The organism is Actinoallomurus acanthiterrae (genome assembly GCF_054775715.1).
Window position 1 is genome coordinate 5,734,051 of record NZ_BAAHCO010000001.1, and the last position, 26,150, is coordinate 5,760,200.

Below are 26,150 nucleotides of genomic sequence, written 5' to 3' on the forward strand. Positions count from 1 at the left end.
TTTATTCGGCGTCGTGGATGAGCAGGGCTATCTGGACGCGGTTGTTCAGTCCGAGCTTGCCCATGATTCGGGAGACGTAGGACTTGACAGTCGCCACGGTCATATAGAGCTCGGTCGCGGCCTCGGCGTTGGACAGACCCCGGCCAATCGCGTCCGCCACGCGTCGTTCCGCGCCGGTGAGGGAGGCGAGCCGCTCGCGCGCGGCCACCCGCGGCCCATCGTCGCGGACGTGCGCGATGAGCTTGCGGGTGATCGTCGGGGACAGGATCGGCTCGCCGGATGCGACGCGCCGGATCGCGTCCACGATCAGCGCTGGTGGGGTGTCCTTCAACAAGAACCCGGCCGCTCCGGCTCGCAGCGCCCGCAGGACGAGTTCGTCGGTGTCGAACGTGGTCAGTACGATGACCTCGGGCGCGTCCGGCGCGGCGCGGAGCCGCTCGGTCGCCGCGATGCCGTCGAGTCTCGGCATGCGGATGTCCATGAGCACGACGTCCGCGCCCGTGGCGCCCACCGCCTCCAGGACGGCTGTGCCGTTGGCCGCCTCGCCGGCGATTTCGATGCCGTCCAGCCCGGAGAGCATCGTGGACAGAGCCGCGCGCACCGGCCACTCGTCGTCGGCGAGCAGGACCCTGATCGGCTCGTCCCGGTCCTCCATCACGCCTCCCACGGCAGGCGGGCACGCAGGGCGAACATATCGTCCTCCAGGCCGTGGTCCAGTGTGCCGCCCGCAAGCGTGGCGCGCTCGGCGAGCCCCGCCAGTCCGACGCCCGCCCCGGGGATCTCGGCGTCCCGGCCGGCGAGCGGCTGGCGGACCTCGATGTCCAAGCCCCTGGCTGGTGCTCCGCGGATGGTGACGGTCACGGGCATGCCGGGGGCGTGCTTGCGGGCGTTGGTCAGTCCCTCCTGGACGATCCGGTACGCCGTGCGCGCCACCACCGTGGGGACGGCCTCGGCCTCGGCCACCGTCATGTCCAGGGTCACGTCCGTCCCGGCTCGGCGTGCCTCCTCGGCCAGGTCGGGGAGCATGGTCAGCGGGGGGCGCGGGGCCGTCTCCTCGCCGGGTTCCTCCCGCAGGAGCCCGATGACCTCCCGGAGGTCCTCCAGCATCTGGTGGACGCCGCTGCGGATCACTCCGGCGGCCCGCGCGATCTCGGCCCGTGGGGCGTCCGGCCTGAACTCCAGCGCGCCCGCGTGGACGCTCAGCAGCGACATGCGGTGTGCCAGCACGTCGTGCATCTCGCGGGCGAGCCGGACCCGTTCCATCCTGCGCGCCTCGGCGATCCTCGCCTGCCGGTCCTCCTCGGCGCGGCGTGTTCGTTCGGACAGCGAGACCAGCAGGCCGCGGCGGGCCCGAACGGCACGCCCCCAGCCGACCGTCGCGATGGTCAGGAGCGCGCCGATCGTGACGCTCGCCGCGTAGGGCACGCCTGAGTTGGGGAAGAGGGCGGCATTCACCAGCTCGGTGGCGATGCCGAGGGAGCCGATCCACAAGACGACAGGCAGCGGACGGTGAACGGCGACGGACAGCGTCGCGACGAACGCCGCGCCCCCGGCCGCGGGCGACACCGCTGACAACAGGGTCATGGCGAGCGCCAGCCCCACTGGCCACCGGCGCCGCCACCACAGCGCCAGGCAGGCCGGCGCCCCGACCGCCACGTCGGCGATCACCGCCGGCTGCGTGACGCCCTGGTACCGGGGCCACCCGCTCAGCGCGCCGATCAGGACGGCGACGAGGATCCCGGACACGTCCGCCGCGATGTCACGGGCCGTGCGGGCTCCGGGCGGGTCCTCCTCCAGGTCGGCTCGCAGGGCCCCTGGCAGCAGCCGCCACGAGACGCTCCCCGGACGCCGCCGCTGCTCGTCATGCACCCGTGGACCCGAGCCACTCTCTGATAAGCGCGGTCCATCGCCGATTGTCGGTGGTCTCCATGAAGGTCCGGTGGTCGATCATCAGGTAGATCTCTCCGATCACGGTGGTTCCGAGAATCAGCGGTTTTCCCGCGTTGAGCAGCCCGCCGATGAACCGGCCGTAGAGGTTGGTGAACTCGTTCGCCACAGAGGTCACCTGGTCCGGGCGCAGGACGAGGTCGCCATCGTCGCCCCAGCCGCCGAGCACGAGCCGGTCGTCGTACAGCGTCGCCTGGCCCCTTCGCGGGAACAGCACGCTCTGGTCGACCCCAGCAGCGATCCGGTCGCCTTTCCTGCGGGCCCTCAGCTCCTCCGTTCTCGAGGCGATGTAAGGGGCCTGAGCCAGCGGCGTTTCGATCTGTGTCATGGCCTTAGCCTGCCTTCCGTCGCGCCGAGGCCGCAGCGGACGGAGGATGGAACTTGGAGTCCACTTAAGTCTTGGCGGTGGCCCCTACTTTCGGATAGACCGAAGTCGGCGCGAAGAGCTCCTTTGGCAAGCTGTGGCGCAGGCAGTGCCCTTCCTACCGTTGCGGCATGGAACCGACGGGTACTGATGAGGCCCCTGTGACTTCCGTCCAAGTGGGACGGCGCGGCTTTCTCGGGAGTGGCGCCGCGGCGCTGGCCGGGACGTTGGTCCTCTCCGGCTCGGCGGCCTGCGCGCAGGCGCCGGCGGCCCGGCCCACGCCAGGGGAGCCGACCGATCCGAGGATCGAGGCACTGCTGGCGAAGATGTCACTCGCCGACAAGATCGCCCAGCTGAACATGCCGCAGGTCCTGCCGGACGGGCTGGTCCCGAAGACGTCCCCGGTCACCACGGACGAGCACCGCAAGGCCTATGCGGCAGGCAAGTGGCGCGACCTCGGGCAGGGAGGCGGGTTCTTCGGGTTCTTCAACGAGACGATCGCCGGGGCACTCCCGGTGAAGCAGCCCCGTACGCCCCGGCAGCAGGCGGAGGCCGCCAACGAACTGCAGAAGGTCGCCGAGGGCAGCAAGCTCGGCATCCCGCTGCTGCAGATCGCCGAAGGGACGAACGGTCATTCCGCGCCGTACGCGACGATCTTCCCCGCGGGGCCGTCGATCGCCGCCACCTGGAACACCGGCCTGGTCGGCGCGGTCTACGGCGCGGTCGCGGCCGAGGCACGCGCCTGCGGCACCCACGTGCTCAACACGTTGGTCGCGGAGGTGTTCCGCGACCCCCGCTTCGGGCGCGGCTGCGAGGGGTATGGCGAGGACCCGTACCTGGTCGGTGGCGTCATCGGCGCGATCGTGCGCGCTGTCCAGGGCACCGACGTCAGCAGGTCGGACCGGACTGTCGCATCCCTGTGTCACTTCCCACTGCAGACCCCGAACGTCGGCGGGCTGGAGGGAAGCTCGGTCGAGATCGGCGAGCGCGAACTGCGGGCGATCCACCTGCCGTCATGGCGCGCCGGGTTCGCCGACGCGGGCGCGCTGATGACGCTGGCCTGCCAGTCCACGATCGACGGCGTGCCCACGCACCGGTCGGAGAAACTGCTCACGCAGGTCCTGCGAGGGGAGTTGGGGTTCCGTGGCGTCGTCATCAGTGAGGGTGGCGGCCTCACGACGCTGGTCACCGAGCGTGTCGCGGCCGACCAGAAGCAGGCCGGCGCTCAGGCGATCAAGGCGGGAGTCGACGTGGGCATCACCTGGGAGGATGCTTACCTCGACGGGCTCAAGGACGGGGTGAAGGACGGCTCCGTCCCGATGGAACTGGTGGACCGGGCCGTCCGGCGCGTGCTGATGCTCAAGTTGCGGCTCGGGCTGTTCGACAACCCCTACGTCGACCCCGCGCGAGCCGAGCAGATCGTGGGCGGTGCCGCGCACCGCGCCCTCGCGCTCCAGGCCGCGCGCGAGGGCATCACCCTGCTGAAGAACGACGGCGGCTTGCTACCGATCAAGAGCTCCATCAAGCGAATCGCCGTGATCGGGCCGAACGCCGACGTTCCGGAGAACCTCACCGGCGACTACGCGCCCTGGCCGCCGAAGAACGGGATGCCCACAGTGCTGGCATCCATCAAGGCCGCCGCGCCCGCCGGGACCAGGGTCACCTACGCCAAGGGCTGCGGCGTCAACGACGCTGACCGCACGGGCTTCGCCAAGGCCGTTGCGACCGCGCGCGGCGCCGACCTCGTGGTGCTCGTGCTCGGCGAGCGGTCCAAGGGTTTCCTCTTCGAGGGCGCCACTGGAGGCGAGGGGGTCGACGCCGCCGACCTGAACCTCACCGGCGTGCAGGACGCGCTGGTCCAGGCCGTCCACGCGACCGGAAAGCCCGTCGTGATCGTGCTGGTGGCGGGCCGTCCGCTGGCCATCACCTGGCCCGCCGAGCACGTCCCGGCGATCGTGCAGGCGTGGCTCCCCGGAGAACGCGGCGGTGAGGCGATCGCGGACGTGCTGTTCGGCAAATGTGACCCCGGTGGGCGGCTGCCGGTGACGGTACCGCGGAGCGTGGGCCAGCTCCCGATCTACAACGACGTCAAGCCCATGCGGGCGGCGGCCGACGGGTACGTCGGCCTCAAGGCGTCCCCGCTCTATGAGTTCGGCCACGGTCTGAGCTACACCACGTTCCGCTACGACAACCTCAAGATTTCTCGCCGCCGGATCAAGACGGGCGAGACCACGGAGGTTCGAGTCGATGTCACCAACACCGGGCACCGTACGGGCCAGGAGGTCGTCCAGTTGTACCTGGCCGACCAGCAGTCGAGCGTGTCGCTGCCGGTCAAGCAGTTGCGCGGCTTCGCGAAGGTGGAGCTGAAGCCGGGCCAGAAGCGGACGGTCCGGCTTACGCTCGGGCCGCGGGAGATGGAACTGGTCGACGAGTCGATGCGGCAGGTCGTCGAGCCCGGCGCCTTCGAGGTCCAGGTCGGCAGTTCCTCCGCGCGGATCCACCTGCGCGGCACCTTCGAGGTCGTCGCCAGATAGCGACCGACCCGCACAGGCGAAGGCCCGGCACCTGGGCGGATTCGAGAGGCGTCGCAAGACCGGCCGCCATGCTCCGCGCAACGGCGATGTTGCCGCCCGCGCACGACGACGCCACAAGCGCGTGTGCGGCCCACGGCTAACCGGATTTGGTCGTTGTGGGGGAGGGCGTCGTAGATGGCGTCGGTCTCGGTGATGACGGAGTCGGGGATGCCGATACGGTCGGCGGTCGCGGAGCAGACGTGCCACCTGGCCCACTCGGCGTGTTCGGTCTGTGCGACTTGCTGTGCCCGATGTGCCTGGATGGGCGGTTTGATGTCGGCGAGCCGGGCGTGGCGTGTGTGCCGCCCACGGATGCGGGATGCCGTACGCCCGGCCGGGATGACCGCGGTTCCAGCTCGGCCGGCGAACCGGTCGCTCCATGACCCGACGGTGTGGCAGGGCCGGGGTCGAGCGGCGTGTGCCGCCCGGCGTCCCGGCCGGTCGTGGCGATGACGGTGGCGAGCACGGCTATGAGCGCGGCGGGCACGGACACCATGACCAATGCCTTGGCCCGTCTCGGACGCCTGGCGCCGGCGGTGGTGGGTTCGGCGTTGGGCGTCGGGGCGGGGTCGGTGGCTGCTCTCGCCGCGGGATCGGGCACAGGCCTGGGCGTGGGGAGAATCGCGGTGCCGGGCTCTGGTGGCCGGGCTATGGTGGGGCGGCTTACCGCGTCCAGTCGGGAGGCGAGTTCGTCGGCGGTGGGGCGGTCGGCGGGATCCCTGGCGAGCGCGGCCTCGACCAGGCCGCGGATGGGCTCGTCCCAAGCGTCGAGCCGGGTCGGTTGCGGTATGGATTGTCGCCCGAGTTCGTCAGCTTCGGCGAACGGGCTGCGGCCGGTCGTGGCGTAGCCGACCAGGCAGCCCCAGCCGAAGACGTCCGAAGCGGCGCTGACGGGGCCGCCGATGGCAAGCTCGGGTGCCCTCCACCATCCCGAGCTGTCCGCCACCGTCGCGATCGGGGTGGACCTGCCGGAGGCGGGGATCTCCTGGGCGATACCGAAGTCGATGAGCCGGGGCCCGTCGGCTGCCAGCAGGACATGGGCCGGCTTGAGGTCGCAGTGGACCAGGCCTGCCTGGTGGATGGCGGCGAGTGCCCGGGCGACGGCGACGGCCAGCGCCTTCACCTGCGCGGGCTTCAGCGGTCCCACGTCCTGGATGAACTGATGTAGCGAGGGTCCCTCGACGTACTCGCTGATGAGGTAGGGCCGGGTTTGGTCGGTACCATCGACCAGTAGTTGGGCCGTGCAGAAGGAAGGAAGCCGCCGGGCGCAGGCCGCCTCTGTCCGGAGACCCGTCCGGAGACGACGCAGTTCCTGAGCTTGTTCGGTCTTCTGAGCGCGTGCGGTCTTGACGGCTAGGAGACCTCCGCGGCCGTCACGTGCCAGGTAGACGACGCCCGTCCCGCCTGATGCCAGTCTGCCGGCCAGCCTGTAGCCGCCGATCTCAGCCGGGTCAGCGGGTTCGAGTGGTTGCGCACCCGGGGGCAGGATCGCGCCCCCGAGAGCCTCCGACGTTGTCTCCACGAGTGCGCCTCTTTCAACCCCGTCGATGACGGACGTATCGGCCTAGATAGTGTCAACTCAGTGGAGTCGAGCGCAAGCTGAACGTCACTAACAAGACAAAGCGACCTCGGACGTGCGTCGGTGGTACGGCTTCCTGGTGGTGGCCGCCCGCATGACGCCAGTGGTACCGAGCAGGCGTCCCGCTCCTCAGTGACCACCCGTCACGCCTCCTCGGCCTTGGTCAACGCCTCCAGCGGGCCATTCTCGAGCGCATCCACACTCAACGCGATGGCCCGATTCCGCCGATACTCCCGCCACTCCTCGGCCGTACCGCCACACACAGCGAGCTCCCGGCCGGCCTGCGCGACCTCATGCTGCCGACGGCAGAACGCATCGCCGTTCACTGCTGCTGCCCGTCACCTGGACGTGAACGACACCCGGCGTGGGACGCGAATGCGGCATCCCATGGAACTCCCGCCGTCACCCGCAACGTGGGCCTGTCGGAGATCCAGGTCTGGCCCGTCGTCTACCTTCATGAGCGGTTCCATTCGCACCTCCACCGCATCGGACGGCACGGCACCGATCTGGGCATGACCCGCCGACGCGGCGCTAGTACGGGTGGCGGTCGGGCTTGTCCGTCCAGGCTTCGTATGCCCGGGCGCCGAGTTCGGGGTAGATCTGCTTGACCGAGAGCCTCCGCTGTTCGATGGGCCTCTCGAAGTCCTCGTACTGGAAGGCGTCGTCGAACCCGATCTCCCGGGTGGCCTTGAAGTCGCAGGCGAAGTAGACGGCGTCGATTCGCGACCAGTAGATGGCGCTCATGCACATGGGGCAGGGGGCGCCACTGCTATAGATCGAGCAGCCCTTCAGCATCCGTGCTCGTTCGGGAACGACGTCAGGGGATCCCTCGGGGCGTGGGATGAGCGTCAGCGTCGCCTCGTTGTTGTGCTCCTGCGGGATGGACGGAGCGCGGGGGTTCAGGATCTGCACGGCCTTGCGGATCGCCTCGACCTCGCCATGGGCGGTGGGGTCACCGGTGAGGAGGACGCGGTTCTGCCCGCGAGCGATGATCTCGCCGTCGCGGGTGATGACCGCGCCGAAGGGGCCGCCCCAGCCGTTTTGGACGGACTCGGTCGCCAGCCGCACGGCTTCCGCCATGAAGTCCTCGTGGTTCATCGCATAAACCCCCGATCAGCATATGCCCGTTTCGTTGTCGTTTATTTCCAATCAAGTTACTATTTGTCCCCCCTCTCCGACGCCTAGACTACCTAATGTGGACTCCAGCGCAAGCCACCGTCCCGCCGAAAACAGCGCGACCGTCATCATTTCGTTGAAGATTCACAAAGGCCGCGAAGACGATTATCGGCGCTGGCAGGAACGCGTGAACGCGGTCGCGCGCGCTTTCGAGGGATTTGAGGAGACGGAGGTACATCCGCCCGGGCCCGTAGATCGGGATGTATGGGTGGTGATCTACCGGTTCTCCGACGTCGCCCGGCTGACCACGTGGCTCGACTCCCCGGCGCGCGGAGAACTGCTCGACGAGGGCGGGCCGCTGTTCGACGGCCCGGTGAAACAGGAGGTCCTCGCCGGGGAGGCGCCGGGACGGGACGTCATCACGGCGGTCATCTCACACCAGGTGAGGCCGGGCCGCGAGCAGGACTTCGTGCGCTGGCAGGAGAAGGCGCGGAACGCCCAGGAGCGATTCCCCGGCTTCATGGGCTTCGAGCTCTTCAGGCCGGTTCCAGGTATTCAGGAGAACTGGGTCGCCATATTCAGATTCGACACGCGTGAGCACCTGAATGCCTGGCTCGAGTCGGAAATCCGGCGGAAACTTCTGGAGGAAGGTCGCCGCTATTTCGCCGAATACGAGCTCCGAAAGATCGACTCGGCCTTCAGCGGCTGGTTCCGGTTCGGCGGCGAATCCGAGACCGGGATTCCGCCCAACTGGAAGCAGGCCATGTGCGTGCTGCTCGCCCTGTATCCCACGGTGATGATCCTCACGCTGACGGCCGGCAGGGTCTTCGAGAAGGCGGGGATACCGGGATACGCCGCGATGTTCTTCAGCAACGTGCTGAGCGTCAGCATCCTCACCTGGCTGCTGATGCCACTGGTGAACAGGGTTCTGACCTTCTGGCTGGCGCCCGGAGTGACGCTCTCCCGGCACGTGGCAGGCGTCGCCGTGGTCCTTCTCTGCTACCTGCTGTCCGTCGCGATCTTCGGCGTGATCACGAGTTAGCCGGCCACGGCGCGAGGAGGTGCCCAGTGCCTGATCGGCTCGAGGGCGCGCTGACGTGGCGGGACGACGCGCGCTACCCGGACCTCTGGGCGAGCATGCTGTGGAACGACCTCAAGCCGCAGCGGTTCCCGGACGTGATCGTCCGGGCCGGCTCGGCGGAGATCGTACGGGAGGCGGTCGGCCTCGCCCGTGACCGCGGGCTCCGGATCGCCGTACGCGGGAGCGGACACAGCTGGTGCGGCTCACCGCTGCGCGACGGAGGGATGCTGATCGACCTTTCCGGCCTCCGGCGTCACGCCGTCGATCCCGCCTCCGCGACGGCGGTCGCCGAGCCCGGTGTCACCGGACGCACGCTGTCCCTGGCGCTCGCCGAACACGGTCTGGCCTTTCCCACGGGCCACTGCCCGACCGTCGCGCTGAGCGGATTCCTGCTCAGCGGCGGCCTCGGCTGGAACCCCGGAGTCTGGGGGCCCGCGTGCCACAGCGTCCAGGGGATCGAGGCCGTGACCGCCGACGGCGAACTGCTCAGGTGCGACGAGGAGCAGAACGCGGACCTGTTCTGGGCGGCGCGCGGCGCGGGGCCCGGATTCTTCGCCGCCGTCACCTCCTTCGGGCTCCGCCTGCATCCCCTCCCGAGGGCGATCATGAGGACGCGATACGTCTTTCCGCTGGTGGAGGTCGAGGACATCGCACGCTGGGCCGACGAGATCGCGGCAGAGTTGCCGGCGAGTGTCGAGTTCGGAATGGCCCTCACGCCGGGGGCGGGGCGCCCGCGGCCTCCGATCGCCGCCGTCACGGCCATCGCCTTCGCGGACTCACGCGATGAGGCCGTACGGGCGCTCGGACCACTGCGGGACTGCCCGCTCGCGGGGCGTGCCCTGGTCCGGGAGGTGGACGAGCCGGCGACCTTCGAGTCGCTGTACGCGGACTCCGCGGCGTTCTGGCCCGAACGCCACCGGGCCGCCGTCGACACCCTGTGGTCGCGTGAGGACTTCCGGGTTCTGCTGCCGCGGATCGCCGGTCACGTCGAACGGGCGCCATCGGAGAAGTCCCTCGTCCTCGCGCTTCTGTCGCCGGGCGGCCCCGAGGTGCCCGCGACACCGGACACGGCGTTCGCGGCGCTGGGCCGGACCTACCTCGTCCCGTACGCCATCTGGGCGGACCGGTCGGAGGACGAGGTGAACCTCCGCTGGCTGCGTCGGACGATGCGGGCGGTGGAGCCTCTCGGAGTCGGGCACTACGTCGCGGAGACGGACCTGCCGGCCGCCCCGTCGCGCGCCCGGCGCTCGTTCACGCCTGCCGCCTGGGAGCGGCTGGCGGCGGTACGAGCGGCGTACGACCCGGGTGGTGTGTTCCAGACCTACCTCACGACGACCTGACCCATACGCTGCCCGTACGACCGTGGCATGCTCCGGACCCTCATGTCGGACCCGGAAGGCCTTCCGGTGGTGACGAACGTGGCCTTCCCAGAAATGATCTGTGTCTGTTGAGCGGCGCTGAACGTGCTCGCCTCGCGGGGCTCCGGCGAGAGGATGTGGGCGTGCTGTCGGCGGGCCACACGGCACCATCTTCGCCAGCCCGACACCCCTGCGCAGACGGAGGCAAAGCGTGACCTTCTCTCGGACCCTGCCGGTCATCTGGGTTCTGCCGACGATGCTCCTCCTGGTCTGGCTCACGCTGTGGGCGATCCGCAGACGGGTGCCGCTGTGGTTCTTCGGCGCCGGACTGCTCCTGGCGATCCTCTGTTTCCCGGCCGGGATGCTCGCTGCCCGAGTGGAATTGAACGGCACCTACTGCTCGCCGGACAATCTGTGCTTCTCGATGAACGAGGCTCTCTGGTGGGGCAACGGAATTTTCGGGTTTCTCACCACCGCCGTGCTGGGCCTCGCGACTCCCGTCGTGACTGCGGTCGTCACACTGGTACGTACCCGGAACCGGACAGGCCTCCGCGGTCAAGACGATGGATGAGCTTTGACGGTCGGGCTTGATCGCGTGGGTGTGCCGCCCTGGACCCACGGGGATCGATGCCGGTGTTTGGTCGGTGGGCGCCCACGAGTCTCCCGGTTAAAAGCGCGTAAAAATCGGCTTTCTGTCGAACTTCTATTGACCGTTTCACATCTGACCCGGTCGGAAGATTCGACAACGATTGGAAGTAACGACATGCGTAAGACGCTCACCGTGGCGGGAGTCGCCGCCGTGTCGACCGGAGCCGTCATCCTCGCCGCCGGGGCTGCCCAGGCCAAGACCGGCCTGCACCTTTCGGTCGACCATCACACCGTCCAGCACGGACGGACCGTCACCTTCCGCGCCGACGCTTTCTCCGACAGCAGCGGCGACAAGATCCACGGGCTGAAGCTGTGCCTGCAGCGGGCACTGCCCAAGGGCCCCGGCTACGAGAGGTTGCTTTGCACCACCCACGGTCGCACCGGCAAGAGCGGTGCCGAACGGTTCACCCTGACCCTCAAGCCCGCCGTCCACAAGGGCACCTACACCTTCCGGGCCGTCGCCTACCGGCAGGACCGCAACCACCACTGGCACGCCTGGGGCGCTGGTGCCTCCAACCTGGTCAAGGTCACTGTCCGATGACCTGACCGTTTATGGCCACTGAACGTCCTGGGACGGAAACTCGCCGTCCCGGGACGTTCTCCTGATAGCAGCACCCGGATTCGAAGAGAGGCACCTTGTGAATTCTCCAGATCCGGATTCATCGTATAAACCGGATTCGCCGTACAAAGTGGGCGAAGATTGCATGAGTCCTGCCAGCGACCGTACGCGGATCGGGACGGCCTTGCCGTCGGACGCCGAGGTGCGGCAGCACGAATGGTGGATCGACCCTCGGGAGTACGCCCGGCATGAGGCGCGCCGTGGCCGCCGGTTCGCGTTCGTGAACCTCGTCCCGGCCCGTACCGCGCTCGTGGTGATCGACATGGTGCCGTTCTTCGTGTCCGAGAACCCGTACTGCCGCGGCATCGTGCCGAACATCGGCCGCATCGCCGATGCCCTTCGAGCAGCGGGCGGCACGGTCGCCTGGGTCCTTCCCGCAGCCGGCGAAAGGACGCCGGTGCTCGATGAGTTCTTCGGGCCGGAGACAGCCGAGGCCTACCGCGCGTCCGGCGGGACGGGTCCGCTGCCCGAGCGGCTGTGGCCCGAACTGGTGGTCCGTCCCGGTGATGTGCTGGTGGAGAAATTCGCTCGCAGCGCGTTCTTCCCCGGCCGTTGTGCCCTTCCGGGAGTGCTGGAAGAGCGCGGAGTCGACACCGTTCTGATCAGCGGAACCGTCACCAACGTGTGCTGCGAGTCCTCCGCGCGCGACGCCGCCACCCTCGGACTGCGGGTCATCCTGGTCGCGGACGCGAACGCGGCCCGGCGCGACCAGGACCACAACGCCACGCTGCACACCATCTACCGGTCCTTCGGCGACGTGCGCTCGACATCCGACCTGCTCGACATGATCCAGGCCTGACCGATACCGGCACCGCCGAGGCCGGCCCAACCTTGTGGATCTCGCCAAATCCTGAGCGATCGTTTGGTCCCTGGCCCGAGGGCGGGAGTGGGCACCGGCACGAGAATGGCCGTGTCGGGTTGTCGAGTCGGTCTGCGGGAAGGCGAGGTCTCATGGCCGTGGGGGATTGGGAGGTCGACGGCTCGACGCCGTTCGTGATCCGAGGCGCGACGGTCGTCGACGGTACCGGTGCGCCAGGTGCGGAGGCGGACATCGTCGTCGACGCGGGGCGCATCCGGGGCCTCGGCGCGCCCAGAAGTATCGTGCTGGACTCCGGCGCCGCCCTGGCCGCCCAGGGGCTGGTGGTCTGTCCCGGATTCATCGACGTTCACTCCCACGCCGACAATGCCCCGCTGCTGGCCGAGGACGATCTGACCAAGATCAACCAAGGCGTGACGACCGAGGTCACCGGCAACTGCGGCTTCTCGCTCGTCCCGATCCCGGCGGGGGAGCGGGCGGGTGAGGCCACGTCCGCGCTGCGGAAGCTGTTTCCCATCGACGAGGTGACGTGGGGAAGCGTTCCCGAGTTCTATGAGACGGTCGACGACCGTGGCACCGTGGTGAACGTCTGCCCGCTGGTCGGGCACGGAGCCCTGCGGATGGCCGCGATGGGGTCAGGGGCGCGTGCCGCCGAATCCGCGGACATCCGCCGGATGCGCGTGATGCTTCAGGACGCGCTGGAGGCCGGCGCGTTCGGGATGTCCACCGGGTTGATCTACGCCCCCGGCGTCTACGCCGACGCCGAGGAACTCACGCAGGTGGCACGGGTTCTCGGCCCGGACCGGGTCTACGCGACGCACATGCGCAACGAGAGCTTCGACCTGGCGGCCAGCCTGGCCGAATCGGTCCGGCTCGCCCGCGAGGCCGGTTGCCGGCTCCAGATCTCCCACCTCAAGGCGACCGGCCAGGAAAACCACGGGTTGATCCCACCGGCGATCGCGTATCTCGACGAGGCGCGGGACGGCGGCGCGGCCGTGGCCCAGGACATCTATCCCTACACCGCCGCCTCGACGATCCTGGCGGCCTGCCTGCCGCCGTGGATGCACGACGGCGGTGACACGAAGCTGCTCGCCCGGCTGGAGGATCGGCAGACGCTGGCTCGCGCCCGCCGCTCCATCGAGTCGTCGCAGGCGCAGGACTGGGAGAACCTGATCGGTGGCGCGGGCGGGTACGACGGCATCCTCATCGCCTCGACGGCGTCACACGACCACGAGGGCATGACCCTCCGCCAGGTGGCGGACGAGCTCGGGCTTGAGCCGTTCGACGCCCTGGTGCACGTGCTGGTCGCCGAGCGGCTGCGTGTCACGATGGTCGAGTTCTCGATGGCCGACCAGGACCTCGACGACGCCTTCCGCTCGCCGTTCACCTCGGTGGGGTCGGACGGGACGCCGCCGGGTTCGGGTGGCAAGCCGCACCCGCGGCTCTTCGGGACCTTCCCGACTGTGATCAGCCGGTTCGTCCGGGAGCGGCGGATCGTCGACCTGGCCGAGGCGGTTCGCCGCATGACCTCGTTGCCTGCGGCGGTCTTCGGCGTTCCCGGCCGGGGGGTCATCGCGCCCGGCGCGGTCGCGGACCTGGTGTGCTTCGACCCACTGACGATCAGCCATCCGGGCGACTACGCGACGCCTGACCGGCCTGTCGCCGGTATCGAGTGGGTCATGCAGGAGGGGCGCCTCGTCGTACGGTCCGGGCGGTGGCTCGGGGTCCGGCGCGGTCGGAGACTGCGGCCCCGATGACGAGAACGATCTCCTCGTAGACTGCTGCAAGTGGAAGACTCGCAGCTCATCGGACCCGTTGCCCCCTTGGCCGGGGTCCTCGAGTCGATCGATCGGGAGGCCGTCGTCGCGGCGCCCGGCACGGCGATCACCGACCAGACCGTCTGCGACTGCGTGGTCTGGGACCCTCTCGAAGAGCTTCCTTCCGCTGCGGGCGGAGTGCTGCTGCTCGTCGGGGCGTCCGTGATGCACCCCCAGCTCGGCTCGCTCCTGGCCGACGCGGGCAAGGCCGGTTACGCCGCGGCCGTCATAAAACGACGCGGGCAGGACCTCACCGGGATCGTTGACACGGCACGACGGGCGGGTCTCATCATGCTCGTCGCGCGTGACGCGCTTCCGTGGAGCACCGTGGAGGCGCTGCTGGCAGGCGCGATCGCCTCGTGCGCCACGACGGTGCGGAGCGCCGGTTTCGAAGCGACCGACGACCTGTTCGGCATGGCGAACGCCATCGCGTCGATCGCCGGCGCGGCGGTCACCATCGAGGACCTCGAACGCCGGGTTCTCGCGTATTCGAGCATCGAGGGACAGGCCATCGACGCCGTACGCCAAGACTCGATCCTTGACCGCAAGGTGCAGGCGATCCCGGAGTACGACGCCGAATACCTCGCGGTGGCCCGTGCCGAGGGCCACGTCCGGTTCCCGTCGCAGGCAGATCACGAACTGGCGCGTGTCGTGGTCCCCGTCCGGATCGGCGGCCGCCTTCTCGGCTCGATCTGGGCCATCGACGACGGCGAACCTGGCTCCGCGAGCCGTGCCGTCGCGGCGCTGGAGATGGCCGCTCCCGCTGTCGCGTTGGCGATCATGTCGGCGAGGTTCCACGAGGACGCGGCCCGGCGGCGCCGATCCGAGCAGCTCGCGGCGCAGCTCGGCGCCACCGGCTCGGATCAGACGAGCACGCTGCGCGACCGGCTACCCCTGGCGATCATGGGTTTCGGTCCGCTGACCGACGCTCCGGACCTCGATGAGCAGCGCCTCACCCAGATCATCCGGCTCAACGTCGAGCGTATTTCGCCCGAGGCGGCCTGTGCCCGGGTGGAGGACGCGATCTTCGCTCTGGTGCCCGGGGCGGCCGGGTGCTCATCGGCCCGGCTCAGGCGGCTCGCCGAGGACGTCGGCAGGTCGGCGACTTCGAGCAACGGCGGGAGGCTGGGTTGCGCCTTCGTCGCCGCGATCGACGACACCGATCAGGTGATCAGGGCGCGGCGGGACATCTCCACGGTCCTGAAGGCGATGCAGGGCTCACAACATGCCGTCATCGACGTCGATGAGCAGCGGCACCTGGTCATTCTCGAGGAGATCCGGCGTTCGGGTGTCGCGGATGCCGATCGTCTCGTCCAGCACGTCCGGGACCTTCTCGGGTACGACGAGCGGCACCAGACGGCGTATGCGGCGACATTGCTGGCTCACTTCGATCACTTCGGCGATGCCCGCGCCGCGGCCAAGGAACTGGGGATCCACGAGAACTCCTACCGGTACCGGCTCGCCCGTATCAAGGAGAAGTTCGGCTTTGACGCGAGTGATCCGCGATTGCGGCAGGTGATGTGGCTGCAGCTACGGTTGCTGCTGGATCGGCACCGGCCGACCGGCCAACGGCCGATCTGACCGGTGCCACTCTCCAGCGCTCGATCAGGTACCGCCGTTGATCTTGGCGCTCTTGTTGCTACAGCAGTCCTTGAGACCCCATGTATTCATGATCTGGTCATAGGTGCCGTTCTCAATGAGTTTCTGCAGCGCCGCCTGAACGGCCTTGACGAGTTCGGGGTCGGACTTCTGGACGGCGATGCCGAGCGCACCGGGCTTGGTGGGTGCGTCCGGCGGGCTGCTCGTGACGAAGAGGGAACCGGTCTGCTTGACGATCGCCGCCGTGGAACCACCGGTCGACACCCCGACGTCGGCCCGGCCGCTCTGCACGGCCAGGACCACCTGGTCCTGGGTATGGAAGTTGTTGATCTTGATGGCCCGCTTTCCGGCGGCGGCGCACTTCTTGGTGACGGCTTGGGCGTCGTCGGCCATCGATGTGCCCGTCTGTACCGCTATCGAGAAACCGCAGGTACTCGCCCAGGTCGGGAACTTGCCCTTGTTCTCCGCCTTGGCGAAGAACATCGTGCTGTTCATCGCGTAGTCGACGAAGTCGATGTGCTCCCGGCGTGACGGACGGTCAAGGATCCCGGAGACGGCGACGTCGAACTTTCCGGCGGCTATTCCCGGGACGATCGCGTCGAAGCCGGTGTTCTGCAGCCCGGCCTTCAGGCCGAGCAACGAGGCGATGCCGTTGATGAGATCGATGTCAGCCCCTTCGAGCGTCTTGTTGTCCTTGGCCACCGACTCGAAGGGCGGGTAAGTCGCGTCGGTGGCGACCCGGATCGTGCCGGCCGTCCTGATCTTGGCCGGCACCAGCGCGCTCAGCGTCTTGTCGGCCGCCTGGGCGGAGAGGCCGGGCTTGGCCTTCTCCGCGGAGCCGGTCTGGGATGCGTTGGTGCATCCCGCGCCGAAGGCGAGCGTCACCGCTGCTGCGAGAGCGGCGGTCATCTGCGATGTCCGTTTCATCGGTCTCCCTGGTGTACGTGCACGAGCCACTCGCATGTGGTTCAGAGGTCGAGTGACACGGTGCGCTTGTCGATGGTGAGCTCCTCGACGGTGCCGAGATCCACATCGACCCCCGTGCCCGGCCCGGTGGGCACGGCGAGGCATCCGTCCTCGAGCTCGAACGGGCGGGCGATGTCTTTGGCGTAGTAGCGGCTCGTCGCCGATATGTCGCCGGGAAGGGTGAAGCCGGGCAGGCCGGCCAGGGCGAGGTTGGCCGCGCGCCCCACGGCGGTCTCGAGGGTGCCACCGCAGAAGACGGGTATGCCGTTGGCCTGGCAGACGTCGTGGATCGCCCGCGAGTTCAGGTATCCACCGACCCTGCTCGGCTTGATGTTCACGACATTCACCGCGCCCAGGCGGATCGCGACCATCGTGTCGTCTACCCCGCTGATCGACTCGTCCAGGCAGATGGGCGTCGTCGAGGCGGCGGCGAGGGCCTGGTGCGCGAGGAGACGGTCGCGGTCGAACGGCTGTTCCAGGAGGAGCAGGTTGAACTCGTCGAGGCGGCGCAGGTGAGGGATGTCGCTCGGCTCGTACGCCTGGTTGGCGTCCACCTGCAGTGGCACGTCGTCCCCGAACGTCGCCCGGACGGCGCGGACCGGCTCGAGGTCCCATCCTGGCTCGATCTTGAGTTTGATCCGCGAGTAGCCGTCCTTGAGGTAGCCGCCGACCCAATCGATCAGTTCGTCGATGGAATCGGGGATGCCCACCGAGACGCCGACGGGGATGCGGCCCGCCGTCGCCCCCAGGAAGTCCACCAGCGGCATGCCGTGCCGGCGCAGTTGGGCATCGAGCAGGGCCGACTCGACGAACGCCTTGGCGATCGGGTTGCCGGGCACGTCCTTCAGGACGGATCGGAGCCAGCCGACCGTCGTTCCCGAGGGCGCCGGCGGGCTGCTCTCCATCGCCGGCACGATCACCTCCAGGAGCGCGGTACGGACGCTCGCCATGTACTCGGGGAAGTACGTCGGCTCTGGGTCGGCGGCCGATTCCGACCAGCCGTCGACGCCGTCCTCGGACCAGCGCAACACCATGACGTGCCGTGTGTCGTCCACACCCTTCGACGTCCGGAACGGCCGTACGAGCGGCAGGGCGAGCGTGCGGATCTCGAGCGTCACGCGAGGCATGTCAGTCACCTGTTCTGGTCAGTCGGTAGGCGCCGTCCGAGCCGAGGCGGGTCGGGCGGTATCCCAGCGTGAACGCGTGTTCGAACACCTGGCGGGTCGCGAGTCGCCACTGGAGGGCGAGCTCGGCGTCGGCTCGGCGCATCGCCTCGATGTCCTCGGGGATCCAGACCCGGACCGCGTCCGATGCGGGAAACGCCGGAATCGACGGGGTGCCGTGCGGGCCCTGCTCGAGAGCGGCTGGGACGGCGTCTTCCGTACCAGGAATCTCCTGGGTGGGCGGAGCCTCGTCGAGGCGCCACTCGGCGTAGAAGCGGTCCGGTCGGTCCCCTCGGTTGATCGCGTCGTGCATCGGGGGGTAGTAGTCGGGGATGTATTCGGCGACCCGTGCGCCCAGTTTGTTCAGGTTGAAGTGTGCGTTGCGGCGGATGAGCGGGTCGAACGTCCAGAGGATCCGGTTCGCGCCCCGCTCGAGCGCCCACTCACGCTGCCCGAACTTCAGAGCGCGCCCGACGCCTTTGCCCGCCTCGACGGAGCTGACCGCGGCGATGAGCGAATAGATCGAATCCCTCCCAGGGCCGCCGGCGACGCCGACGGTGACCCCGACGAGGTCGCCGCCCGCCGTGAACGCTCCGAGGACGCAACCGCCGGCATGCGCGATGGACGCCAGCAGGTCGGCCGGGATGGGGGACGACTCCAGGGTGGTCCCCCAGATGTCGGCGAGCAGCCGAGTGGCGGCGAGATGTTGCTCGTGGCCGGCGAGTTCGACGACCTCGGGGCGGACGGAAGGAGGCATGGTGCCAAGGGTTGTGAGCCGATCCCTCCAGGTCATTGAGGTGCAGACCAGAGTTTCCCGCCGAACTTTGGTCAGGCCGACAACGGTCGTACGTGCCGATGTCCACATCATTGGGTGATTGGCCGAGACGGACCGGTGAACAGAGGATGGCGAGAAGCATGGAGAAGGCGGCCGAAACACCGACGGCGGATGCGGCTCGGGACCCGGCCGCCCCGTCCACGGCCGGGACGCTCGCCGACGACGAGCTGCCCGTCGTCCCGCGCAGACATATCGGCCGCCTCATCGTCGCCGTGATTCTCCTCGCTCTGGCGGCGCTGGTGCTGAAGTCGGTCTTCACGAATCCGCGGTTCCAGTGGAACGTCGTCGGCGCCTACCTACGGGACGTGTCCATCGGCGGTGGCCTGTGGATCACGATCAAGTTGACCGTCGTGTGCATGCTGATCGGCGTCGTTCTCGGTCTCGTCCTCGCGGTGCTACGGCTCTCGAACAACCCCGTCGTCAACGGGATCGCCTTCGGCTACATCACGCTGTTCCGCGGTACGCCCCTGCTCGTCCAGCTCCTGTTCTGGTACAACCTCGCCGCGCTCTATCCGAAGATCACCTTCGGGCTGCCCGGGGTCGCGCTCAACGCCAACCAGCTCATCACACCGACCACCGCCGCGATCCTCGGACTGGGCCTCAACGAGGCGGCGTACATGTCCGAGATCGTGCGAGCGGGCATCCTGTCCGTGGAGCAGGGCCAGTCGGAGGCGTCCGCCGCGCTGGGCCTGACGAGAATGCAGACGATGCGGCGCATCATCCTGCCGCAGGCCATGCGCGTCATCGTGCCGCCGACAGGCAACGAGACCATCGGGATGCTCAAGATGACCTCGCTCGTCAGCGTCCTGGCCGTCCCGGACCTGCTCTACTCGGCGCAGCTCATCTACTCGCGGAGTTTCCAGACGATCCCCCTGCTCATCGTCGCGAGCATCTGGTACCTCGTCGTCACGACGATCCTCACGATCATTCAGTTCTACATCGAGCGGCGCTTCGCGCGAGGCAACCGCAACCTGCCGCCGACACCGCTGCAACGGGTACGGACCTTCTTCAGGACACACGCGCCGGGCACCGCGGGGAGGACCGCATGAGCAGCGACACCACCATCCAGGGCACATCGGCGGGAACGTCCGCGTCACCCATGGTCCGGGCCCAACGGGTCCGCAAGTCGTTCGGACGCCTCGAAGTCCTGCGCGATATCACCCTCGATGTGGCGGAAGGCGAAGTCGTCTGTCTCATCGGGCCGTCCGGCTCCGGCAAGAGCACCTTCCTGCGCTGCATCAATCACCTCGAGCGCGTCGACGGCGGACGCATCTGGGTCGACGGCAAGGTCGTCGGGTACGCCCAGCGCGGCGGCAGGCTCCATGAGCTGAGCGACAAGGAGATATGCAAGCGACGGACCGAGATCGGCATGGTCTTTCAGCATTTCAACCTCTTCCCGCACATGACCGCCTTGCAGAACATCATCGAGGCGCCACGCCGGGCGCTGGGAGAGAAGAAGGAGTCGGCCACCGACCGCGCGCTGGAACTGCTCGACCGCGTCGGCCTCGCGGACAAGGCGGGCGCCTATCCGCGCCAGCTGTCCGGCGGCCAGCAGCAGCGCGTCGCGATCGCTCGTGCGCTGTGCATGCGGCCGAAACTGCTCCTGTTCGACGAGCCCACGTCGGCTCTCGACCCGGAACTCGTCGGCGAGGTGCTCACGGTCATGCGCGACCTCGCCGCGTCGGGCATGACGATGATCGTCGTCACCCACGAGATGGGGTTCGCCCGTGAGGTCGCCGACCGCGTCCTGTTCTTCGACAACGGTCAGGTCGTCGAAGAGGGGTCGGCCGACCAGGTCATCAACAACCCGCGACACAGCCGGACGCGAGCGTTCCTCTCCGCCGTTCGTTGAGGCGCCCCGGACGCGACCGGAGACCGAGCTCGCCGCCGGCCGTAGGATGCCCACGGCCGGCGGCGACCCACGACACCGGCCTCCCGGGAAGGACGCCCGTGCCAGGAAGCACCGACAGAGGACCTGATCCCGCCGTCGTCGAGATCGGCTATGCCTGGCCGGGGCTGCGCGAGGTGGTCGCCTTCCCCCTGATCGGGCTCTTCCTGACGGCCTTCCTGGGGCTCAGGGTGGCGAATGCGGGGAGCGTCAACCTCGTCGCTGCGGTCGCGTGCGTCCTCTGCGGGGCGTGGACCGCGTGGCTGGGCGGGGGCGTCGCGCGAGCGATGTGGCGCGCCGCTCGGCGGCGTCCTCTCCTCACTCTGGACTCCGAGCGGGTCGTGTTGCACTCGGCGAGGGTGGTGCTGCAGTGGTCAAACGTCGCCGAGCTCCGGATCGTGAACCGATCGCCGGACGGCCGCACCGCGAAGCTGATGGTCTTCGTGCCCATCGACGCCGACCAGGTCATCGCGGGGCTGAGCGGCATGCCACGCCGCTTCGCGCGGAGCGGGATGAAGCACCTCGGCGGTCCGATCTTCGTTCGCCCGCAGGACATGGCGTTGCCGTTCGACGAGGTCCTGGCCACCGTCCGCACACTGACCACCGTTCCCGTCCGCCCCGCCATCGATCCACGGACGGCCCGTGGGATCCTCGGGCGGCGCTGACCGGCCTCAGCACGAGCTCGTCGCCGGAGAACGCCGAGAGATGATCGGGATCGCCGGGATCGTCGGGATCGAGACGCGGGAGGGCCGGAATGGGGTTGCGAGTCGTGGGGGCGGGATTTCCGCGTACCGGAACGACGTCGCTGAAGGCCGCGCTGGAGCGGCTGCTCGGAGCGCCCTGCTACCACATGACGGAGTTGTTGTTCGGCCGGCTCGAGGACGCCGTGGTCTGGCGGGACGCCTACGCGGGCGTCATGCCGGACTGGCGCAGGTTCCTCGCGGGGTACGCCGCCGGGGTCGACTGGCCGATGTCGCAGTTCTGGCGTGAGCTGTCCGCCGCATTCCCGGACGCGCTGGTGCTGCTGTCCCGGCGGGAGAACGCCGAGCGCTGGTATCAGAGCATGGACCGCACCGTGCTGGCAGGAGCACGCGGCCTGGCGCGGGGGGACTCCGGTGGCGGACAACCGCCCGGCCTGGCCACCGCCACCCCGGAACAGGACCGTGCCCGGACCGAGATGGCCCAGGCGATGTTCGCCGGCGCGTTCGGCGACCCCGATGACCGAGACAGCGTCATCGCGGCCTACGAGCGCCATCTCGCCGAGGTCCGCGCCACGGTACCGGCGCACCGGTTGGTGGAGTGGCAGCCGGCCGACGGCTGGGAGCCCCTGTGCGCCGCACTCGGCCTCCCGATCCCGGACGTGCCCTTCCCCCACGAGAAAGGCGCGAAGCGGTTGAGCAAATGACCACGCCGACCGGCGGGCCTCAGTAGGACTGCAGCTCCAGCAGGGTGCCGTCCGGGTCGCGGACCAGTGCGTTGCGGAGCGTCGGGCCCCACTCCGGCCGGTCGGCCGGTACGGCCACCGTCTCGGCGCCGTGGCGCAGGCAGAGGGCGAACGCGGCGTCGACGTCGGCGACCCGGCTGACGAACATGGCCCGGTCCTGGGCCGGTGCCTCGGCGGGCAGCCCCGCCGTGCCCGCGACGGTCGCCATCGCGGCGCGGTCGAACAGCGCGAGCACGCCCTCCTCTCCGACGTCCCAGCTCGCGTACGGCCCGGTCGCGCCGCCGCGCGCGAGTCGCGCGCCCGCCAGCTCGGGCAGGACCGCGTCATAGAAGGAGAAACACTCGGCGAACCGGCTCACGAGCAGGCGCGGGTGCAGGACGTCCATGTCCACTCCAATTCATAGGTGCAAACCCATTATTGGTGCAGACCCTACACTGTGGTGGCATGCACGAGACCCCGCCCAGCCTGCTGGCGCTCACCACCTACCTGCTGTCCAGGGTGGGCAAGACCGCACGCACGCGCATCACCGAGCGACTCGCGGCGCGCGATGTCCGCCTGTGGCACATGGCCGTCCTCGCGGCGCTGGCCGACTTCGGCCCGCACGCCCAGCGTGACCTCGCCGCCCGGCTGAGCATCGACCCGAGCGACGTGGTGAAGATCCTCGATGAACTGACCGCCGCGGGCCACGTCGAGCGCGCTCGCGACTCGGCTGACCGGCGGCGTGTCGTGGTCACGATCACTTCGGCGGGCCGTACGGCCCTGGCCGACCTGACCGCCGAGGCGTCGGCCGTGCAGGAGGATGTCCTCGCGCCGCTCGACGAGGACGAACGTGCCCGGCTGCACGACCTGCTGCTGCGGCTGTTCGCCCACCTGCACGAAGGAACGGTCAGGGAACGATGACCGTGGCCCCCGCCGACGGTGCGGTGCCCATCGCCGCCAGGGCGGCCGGGGCCTCGGCGAGGTCGATCGTGCGCGTGATGAGCAGGTCGGGCCGCAGGGTCCCGGCCGCGACCATCGCCATCATCGGTCCGTAGGCGTGCGCGGCCATCCCGTGGCTGCCCACGACCTCCAGCTCCAGGGCGATGACCCGGTGCATCGGCACCGCTGCCGGGCCGGCCGCGGCGGCAGCAGGCCCACCTGGACGTGCCGTCCCCGGCGGCGCAGGCTCTCCACGGACGCCGCGCAGGTCGCCGGGCTGCCGAGCGCGTCCAGGGACACGTCAGCACCGCCACCGGTGATCTCGCGCACGGCCTCCGCCACGGCGTCCGGGCCCTCGACGCAGGCGGTGGCGCCGAAGCGCCGGGCCAGCTCCAGCGCGGCGGGGGAGACGTCGACGGCGACGACCCGCGCCCCGCACGCGGCGGCGATCATCACCGCGGACAGGCCGACCCCGCCGCATCCGTGCACCGCCACCCACGCGCCCGGGCCGACGCGCCCCTGCGCGGTCACGGCCCGGAACGCCGTCGCGAACCGGCAGCCCAGCGCCGCCGCGGTGGGAGCCGCCAGATCGTCGGGGAGGGCCACCAGGTTGACGTCGGCGTCGTCGATGACGACGTACTCCGCGAACGACCCCCAGTGGGTGAAGCCGGGCTGGGTCTGCCGCTCGCACACCTGCTGGTCACCGGCCGCGCACGCCGCGCACCGGCCGCACGCGCACACGAACGGCACCGTCACCCGGTCGCCGGGCCGCCACCCGGACACCTCCGGCCCGGCGGCCGCGACGACACCGGCCAGCTCGTGACCCGGCACGTGCGGGAACCGCGTGATGTCGGGGTCGTGGCCCATCCAGCCGTGCCAGTCGCTGCGGCACAGCCCGGTCGCCTCGACCCGGATCACCACGCCGGCGCGCGGCGGCTCCGGATCGGGCACCGCCCGTACCTCCGGCATCAGCCCGAACCCGTCGTACACCACCGCCCGCATGGCCCGCCCCTTCCGTCGGCTCGGCCAACCGTATCGGCGCTCAGGAACAGAAGTCGGCCACGGTGTCGGTGAGGATTCGCGTGAGGTGGTGTAGCGAGGCGACGTCGGCCCATTCGGTGGCCGCGTGGGCGCCCTCGCCGGCGACGCCGAAGAGCAGGCAGGGGATGCCCGCGCGGGCGAAGAGGGCGCAGTCGGTCCAGAACGCTTCGGCGCGGATCACGGGCCCCTGCCCGAGCACCGATTCCGCGTGGCGGGTGAGGGCGCGCACGATGGGAGCGTCCGGGTCGGCCTGGAAGGGCTCCCGGTGCAGGCCGGGGATGAGACGGTAGCGGAAGTCCGCGACGGTGGCGGCGAGGTCCTCGAGGACCGCGGTCAGCTCCGCGCGGACGGTGCCCGCGTCCTCGCCGGGGACCGTGCGGCGCTCCAGCGTGATCCGGCAGCGCGCCGGATAGGTGGAGGGCTCCTCGCCGCCGTGGATGACGCCGGCGTGCACGGTCCCGGTGCCCAGGAGCGGATGCGCCGGGCCTCCGGCCAGACGCCGGCCCAGGTCCTCCAAGGCGACCAGGAAGTGACCGGCCTTGGTGATGGCGTCGACGCCCAGGTCGGGGCGCGAGCCGTGGGCCGCCCGCCCCTCGATCTCCACGTCGAACCAGGCGAACCCCTTGTGGGCGAGAGTCGGCTGCAGGTGGCTCGGCTCGGTGACGATCGCGGCGTCGGCGCCGAAGGACTCCAGGACCTCCTCGGTGCCGAGGCTGCCGTGCTCCTCGTCGGCGACGCAGGCCACGAGCACGTCTCCGCGCAGCGGCCCCCGCCGTACGGCCTGGGCCGCCGCGACCATCATCGCCGCGACGCCGCCCTTCATGTCGAAGGCCCCGCGCCCGAACATCCTGCCGTCGCTGATCCGCGGAGCGAGCGGATCACCGTCGTAGCCGGCGAGGCCGACGGTATCGAGGTGACCGTTGAGCATCAGTGAACGGCCGCCCCCCGTGCCGCGGGCGATCGCGACCAGCGAGGGACGGCCCGGGCGCTTCTCCAGCCGGTGCACCTCGAAGCCACGGGCGGCCAGCCACCGACCGCAGAAGTCGGCGATCGCGGTCTCGCCCGCGCCGCCCGGGATGAGGCCCGGGTTGACGGAGTCGATGCCGATGAGCCGGCCCAGGAGTTCAACCGTTTCGTCGGGCATGGCGACCTTTCTCTGGAGATGTGCTGTCGAGGTCATCAGCGATCGGAGCCGGGTTGGCGTCGGCGCCTTCGGTGCTGAGTAGGACGAGGGTCGACGCGGGGCCGAGTCCCAGGGCGGTGCGCCGCCGGGTGGCGTCGTCGCCGGTGAGGGCGGCGCGGGCCCCCGCCAGCGCCGCGGCGCCGCACGGTCCGCAGGACACGCCCAGGGCGGCGAGGTCACCGGCGGCGCGGGCGCTCTCGGCGTCGGTGATGACGATGGCGGCGTCGAGCCCGTCGCGCAGGAACGGCCACGCGAGGTCGGACGGGGTACCGCAGTTCAGGCCCGCCATGATGGTCTCGCCCGTGGTGACACTGACCGGCTCTCCGCCGAGGAGGCTCTGCAGGACACAGGGCGCGGCCTCCGGCTCGACCGACAGCAGCGCCGGCGCCCGCTCGGTGACGCGGCTCCGGTAGTGGGTGACCGCGGCCTGGGCCAGCGAGCCCACGCCGACCGGCACGGCGACGAGGCCGGGCGGGCCGGTCCCCGCAGCGGTCAGCTGGGCGTCGATCTCGGTGAAGAGGGTGGAGTAGCCCTCGACGATCCAGCCGGGGATCCGTTCGTAGCCGGGCCAGGCGGTGTCCTGGACGAGGACCGCGCCGGGCGCGGCGGCCGCCTCGGCCGCCCGGCGGACGGCGCCGTCGTACGGGCCGGCGACCTCGGTGACCTCGGCCCCTTCGCCCGCGATGGCGGCCACGGCCATGGGGTGAACGCCCTCGGGCACGAAGACGTGGGCGCGTCCGCCGGCCAGGCGTGCCGCGCGGGCCAGGGCGCGGCCGTGGTTGCCGTCGGTGGCGGTCACGAACGTGAGCGGACCGGACGGCGCCCGGCCGTTCGCCGCCCGCTCGGCCAGAACGCGACGCACCGCCCAGAACGCGCCCAGCGCCTTGAACGCCGGCAGTCCCAGACGCGACGACTCGTCCTTGACGAAGACCCGGCCCACGCCCAGCTCGGCGGCGACGGCGGGGACCTCGGTCAGCGGGGTGGGCGCGTAGCCGGGCAGCGCGGTGTGGAAGTCCCGCACGCCGGCGGGCGCGGGCGCGCACGTCCACGACCGGGCCGCGGGCCGGGAGAACCACGAGGAGGCGTGTTCAGGCATGGGAACCAGCGTGCGGCACCGTCATCCCATCGGTCCAGCAAATGTTTTCAACGTATATTCATCGGAAAACCCGACCATTCGCCACTCGAAACGGTCCG

The 26,150-nt window shown here is 69.8% G+C and carries 27 protein-coding genes; 13 read left to right on the plus strand and 14 right to left on the minus strand.

The features are described from left to right. Window position 1 precedes the first annotated feature (1 nt). The 3 genes from ACYVF7_RS27170 to ACYVF7_RS27180 are packed head-to-tail and all read right to left on the minus strand — an operon-like array spanning window position 2 to window position 2,275. Entirely contained in the window at window positions 2-655 is a 654-nt protein-coding gene (locus tag ACYVF7_RS27170) for a response regulator transcription factor (protein WP_460346315.1), read from the minus strand. Continuing rightward, on the minus strand, window positions 655-1,869 hold the full coding sequence (locus ACYVF7_RS27175; protein ID WP_460346317.1) for a sensor histidine kinase: 1,215 nt from the start codon (window positions 1,867-1,869) through the stop codon (window positions 655-657). The genes ACYVF7_RS27170 and ACYVF7_RS27175 overlap by 1 nt, the downstream gene beginning before the upstream one ends. Beyond that, window positions 1,862-2,275 (minus strand): hypothetical protein, encoded by a 414-nt coding sequence (locus ACYVF7_RS27180; protein WP_460346319.1) that lies wholly within the window; start codon window positions 2,273-2,275, stop codon window positions 1,862-1,864. Before ACYVF7_RS27180 ends, ACYVF7_RS27175 begins: the two co-directional genes overlap by 8 nt. A gap of 197 nt (window positions 2,276-2,472) precedes the next feature. Here ACYVF7_RS27180 and ACYVF7_RS27185 point away from each other — a divergent pair, with 197 nt between their 5' ends. After that, window positions 2,473-4,845, plus strand: coding sequence for a glycoside hydrolase family 3 C-terminal domain-containing protein (locus ACYVF7_RS27185; protein ID WP_460346321.1), 2,373 nt, complete (start codon window positions 2,473-2,475; stop codon window positions 4,843-4,845). Window positions 4,846-4,981: 136 nt separating this feature from the next. Here ACYVF7_RS27185 and ACYVF7_RS27190 read toward each other — a convergent pair whose 3' ends face one another. The 3 genes from ACYVF7_RS27190 to ACYVF7_RS27200 form a co-directional block, all read right to left on the minus strand. Then, a complete protein-coding gene (locus ACYVF7_RS27190; protein WP_460346323.1) occupies window positions 4,982-6,406 on the minus strand; it encodes a serine/threonine-protein kinase in 1,425 nt (474 codons plus the stop codon). 200 nt (window positions 6,407-6,606) lie between these two features. Then, a complete protein-coding gene (locus ACYVF7_RS27195) occupies window positions 6,607-6,789 on the minus strand; it encodes a hypothetical protein (protein ID WP_460346325.1) in 183 nt (60 codons plus the stop codon). A 205-nt stretch (window positions 6,790-6,994) separates the two neighbouring features. Then, the gene (locus ACYVF7_RS27200) at window positions 6,995-7,561 is read right to left on the minus strand and encodes a nucleoside deaminase (RefSeq protein WP_460346326.1); all 567 of its coding nucleotides are present in this window, start codon (window positions 7,559-7,561) and stop codon (window positions 6,995-6,997) included. 22 nt (window positions 7,562-7,583) lie between these two features. Here ACYVF7_RS27200 and ACYVF7_RS27205 point away from each other — a divergent pair, with 22 nt between their 5' ends. The 7 genes from ACYVF7_RS27205 (at window position 7,584) to ACYVF7_RS27235 (ending at window position 15,500) form a co-directional block, all read left to right on the plus strand. After that, window positions 7,584-8,621 (plus strand): antibiotic biosynthesis monooxygenase, encoded by a 1,038-nt coding sequence (locus ACYVF7_RS27205; protein WP_460346327.1) that lies wholly within the window; start codon window positions 7,584-7,586, stop codon window positions 8,619-8,621. Between the two features lie 26 nt (window positions 8,622-8,647). Continuing rightward, window positions 8,648-10,000 carry an FAD-binding oxidoreductase gene (locus tag ACYVF7_RS27210; RefSeq protein WP_460346329.1) on the plus strand — a complete coding sequence of 451 codons (1,353 nt, stop codon included), beginning with the start codon at window positions 8,648-8,650 and terminating at the stop codon, window positions 9,998-10,000. Window positions 10,001-10,229: 229 nt separating this feature from the next. Then, window positions 10,230-10,589 (plus strand): hypothetical protein, encoded by a 360-nt coding sequence (locus tag ACYVF7_RS27215; protein ID WP_460346331.1) that lies wholly within the window; start codon window positions 10,230-10,232, stop codon window positions 10,587-10,589. Window positions 10,590-10,781: 192 nt separating this feature from the next. Next, on the plus strand, window positions 10,782-11,207 hold the full coding sequence (locus ACYVF7_RS27220) for a hypothetical protein (protein WP_460346333.1): 426 nt from the start codon (window positions 10,782-10,784) through the stop codon (window positions 11,205-11,207). Window positions 11,208-11,370: 163 nt separating this feature from the next. Next, window positions 11,371-12,084 carry an isochorismatase family protein gene (locus ACYVF7_RS27225; RefSeq protein WP_460346335.1) on the plus strand — a complete coding sequence of 238 codons (714 nt, stop codon included), beginning with the start codon at window positions 11,371-11,373 and terminating at the stop codon, window positions 12,082-12,084. A gap of 152 nt (window positions 12,085-12,236) precedes the next feature. Beyond that, the gene (locus tag ACYVF7_RS27230; protein ID WP_460346337.1) at window positions 12,237-13,859 is read left to right on the plus strand and encodes an N-acyl-D-amino-acid deacylase family protein; all 1,623 of its coding nucleotides are present in this window, start codon (window positions 12,237-12,239) and stop codon (window positions 13,857-13,859) included. A gap of 30 nt (window positions 13,860-13,889) precedes the next feature. Further along, on the plus strand, window positions 13,890-15,500 hold the full coding sequence (locus tag ACYVF7_RS27235; RefSeq protein ID WP_460346339.1) for a PucR family transcriptional regulator: 1,611 nt from the start codon (window positions 13,890-13,892) through the stop codon (window positions 15,498-15,500). 24 nt (window positions 15,501-15,524) lie between these two features. Here the strand turns inward: ACYVF7_RS27235 and ACYVF7_RS27240 are convergent, their stop codons facing one another. Genes ACYVF7_RS27240 through ACYVF7_RS27250 form a run of 3 tightly spaced genes read right to left on the minus strand, consistent with a single transcriptional unit; the run spans window position 15,525 to window position 18,404 of the window. After that, window positions 15,525-16,445, minus strand: coding sequence for an ABC transporter substrate-binding protein (locus ACYVF7_RS27240; RefSeq protein WP_460346341.1), 921 nt, complete (start codon window positions 16,443-16,445; stop codon window positions 15,525-15,527). Window positions 16,446-16,486: 41 nt separating this feature from the next. Further along, window positions 16,487-17,611, minus strand: coding sequence for an o-succinylbenzoate synthase (menC, locus tag ACYVF7_RS27245; RefSeq protein ID WP_460346343.1), 1,125 nt, complete (start codon window positions 17,609-17,611; stop codon window positions 16,487-16,489). Window position 17,612: 1 nt separating this feature from the next. Next, window positions 17,613-18,404, minus strand: a complete 792-nt coding sequence (locus ACYVF7_RS27250) for a GNAT family N-acetyltransferase (RefSeq protein ID WP_460346345.1) — start codon at window positions 18,402-18,404, stop codon at window positions 17,613-17,615. 158 nt (window positions 18,405-18,562) lie between these two features. Here ACYVF7_RS27250 and ACYVF7_RS27255 point away from each other — a divergent pair, with 158 nt between their 5' ends. The 4 genes from ACYVF7_RS27255 to ACYVF7_RS27270 all read left to right on the plus strand — a co-directional run bounded on the left by ACYVF7_RS27255 (window position 18,563) and on the right by ACYVF7_RS27270 (window position 21,775). Beyond that, the gene (locus tag ACYVF7_RS27255; protein WP_460346347.1) at window positions 18,563-19,531 is read left to right on the plus strand and encodes an amino acid ABC transporter permease; all 969 of its coding nucleotides are present in this window, start codon (window positions 18,563-18,565) and stop codon (window positions 19,529-19,531) included. Next, the gene (locus ACYVF7_RS27260; RefSeq protein WP_460346349.1) at window positions 19,528-20,334 is read left to right on the plus strand and encodes an amino acid ABC transporter ATP-binding protein; all 807 of its coding nucleotides are present in this window, start codon (window positions 19,528-19,530) and stop codon (window positions 20,332-20,334) included. Before ACYVF7_RS27255 ends, ACYVF7_RS27260 begins: the two co-directional genes overlap by 4 nt. A gap of 98 nt (window positions 20,335-20,432) precedes the next feature. Then, window positions 20,433-21,035, plus strand: a complete 603-nt coding sequence (locus ACYVF7_RS27265) for a hypothetical protein (RefSeq protein ID WP_460346351.1) — start codon at window positions 20,433-20,435, stop codon at window positions 21,033-21,035. Window positions 21,036-21,124: 89 nt separating this feature from the next. Continuing rightward, window positions 21,125-21,775 (plus strand): sulfotransferase family protein, encoded by a 651-nt coding sequence (locus ACYVF7_RS27270; RefSeq protein WP_460346353.1) that lies wholly within the window; start codon window positions 21,125-21,127, stop codon window positions 21,773-21,775. Between the two features lie 19 nt (window positions 21,776-21,794). Here the strand turns inward: ACYVF7_RS27270 and ACYVF7_RS27275 are convergent, their stop codons facing one another. Next, complete coding sequence (locus tag ACYVF7_RS27275) at window positions 21,795-22,199, minus strand: VOC family protein (RefSeq protein ID WP_460346355.1); 405 nt, start codon at window positions 22,197-22,199, stop codon at window positions 21,795-21,797. A gap of 59 nt (window positions 22,200-22,258) precedes the next feature. Between ACYVF7_RS27275 and ACYVF7_RS27280 the strand changes: the two genes are divergently transcribed. Then, window positions 22,259-22,714 carry a MarR family winged helix-turn-helix transcriptional regulator gene (locus ACYVF7_RS27280; RefSeq protein ID WP_460346357.1) on the plus strand — a complete coding sequence of 152 codons (456 nt, stop codon included), beginning with the start codon at window positions 22,259-22,261 and terminating at the stop codon, window positions 22,712-22,714. On the opposite strand, the gene ACYVF7_RS27285 is transcribed toward ACYVF7_RS27280, so the two are convergent. From ACYVF7_RS27285 to ACYVF7_RS27300, 4 genes are read right to left on the minus strand one after another with little or no spacing between them, the layout of a single operon-like run. Next, entirely contained in the window at window positions 22,701-22,838 is a 138-nt protein-coding gene (locus ACYVF7_RS27285) for a hypothetical protein (RefSeq protein WP_460346359.1), read from the minus strand. The genes ACYVF7_RS27280 and ACYVF7_RS27285 overlap by 14 nt on opposite strands. Continuing rightward, window positions 22,835-23,734, minus strand: a complete 900-nt coding sequence (locus ACYVF7_RS27290) for an alcohol dehydrogenase catalytic domain-containing protein (RefSeq protein ID WP_460346361.1) — start codon at window positions 23,732-23,734, stop codon at window positions 22,835-22,837. Before ACYVF7_RS27290 ends, ACYVF7_RS27285 begins: the two co-directional genes overlap by 4 nt. Before the next feature lie 40 nt (window positions 23,735-23,774). After that, entirely contained in the window at window positions 23,775-24,917 is a 1,143-nt protein-coding gene (locus tag ACYVF7_RS27295; protein ID WP_460346364.1) for an ArgE/DapE family deacylase, read from the minus strand. Then, complete coding sequence (locus tag ACYVF7_RS27300; protein ID WP_460346366.1) at window positions 24,898-26,052, minus strand: diaminopropionate ammonia-lyase; 1,155 nt, start codon at window positions 26,050-26,052, stop codon at window positions 24,898-24,900. The genes ACYVF7_RS27295 and ACYVF7_RS27300 overlap by 20 nt, the downstream gene beginning before the upstream one ends. Between the last annotated feature and the right edge of the window lie 98 nt (window positions 26,053-26,150).